The sequence below is a fragment of the Bacillus sp. P4_D3 genome (assembly GCF_056401855.1).
In genome coordinates, this window is record NZ_JBFUIN010000980.1 from 1 (window position 1) to 998 (window position 998).

General features: G+C 32.9%; 1 protein-coding gene. It reads left to right on the top strand.

Annotation, left to right across the window (positions count from 1 at the left end; genetic code table 11):
- On the top strand, positions 1–933 hold a 933-nt coding region (locus AC1DTM_RS28515), incomplete at its 5' end, for an ABC transporter permease (protein ID WP_477001492.1).
- Between the last annotated feature and the right edge of the window lie 65 nt (positions 934–998).

A 998-nucleotide genomic window follows, 5' to 3' on the forward strand; every position in this document is an offset into this window, starting at 1 on the left:
CGTGTATATGATGTCGTAATTCATGATCCAAATGAACAAGATAAAGCAGCATTAAAAGAAATGGAAATTGTTGAAGAAAGCAAGTATAAGTATAAAGTAGATGGAGAAGCGGTTTATTATTTACGTAACGACTTAACTGAAAAACCACCACTTATTTCAGATCATTTTGATACAAAAACTTTAAAAGAACCTGCTCGTAAACGCGTGGCTGAACCTTTAACTGAACCTGTCTATTCTGCTTTGGAAGCTCCTGAAGTAGTGAATAAGCTTCCTCGTATGCCAAAAGATTGGGAGGATGCGGTTGTAAGAGAGATACAAATTACACATAATCAATTTAACGGAAAACCTGTAAGAATTGCAGATGAAGAGTATTATAAAGGAATTCAAGGAACAGAACATACTGTAACATTAGCAAAAGTAGATGATATGAAAAAATATAAACCACTGTTGATCGAAATAGATAAGAGACAAAAAGAAGTAATTGAAAAAACAACAGGTACAAAAGTAGACTTATATACGAAAATGACAATTTATCAGTTCATGAATAGTTTCATGAGCGGAACAATGTTTATGGGATTTTTCCTTGGAATTGCATTTTTAGCAATGATGGCGAGTTCTCTTATGTTTAAAATATTAACAGGAGCTTCTCGTGATGTACGCCGTTATGAAATGCTGCGAAAAATCGGTGTGAGGCGTAGTATGTTAACAAAAAGTATATATAAAGAAATCTCATATTTATTTATCTTCCCAGCAATTATTGGAATTTCCCACGTTTTAGTAGGGCTTAACTTATTCAGCTTCATATTAGTTGACCCATTTGTAAAAGTGTGGATGCCAATAGGAATCTTCATAGTAATTTATTTCATTTATTATTGGATTACTGTCCAACTTTATAAAGGTATGGTAATGCCTAAAGAAGAGATAGCGAAATAGGAAAACAATTGAGTCCTTGTTATGAAAACAAGGGCTTTTTTCTGTGTTTGTGATACATAAATACG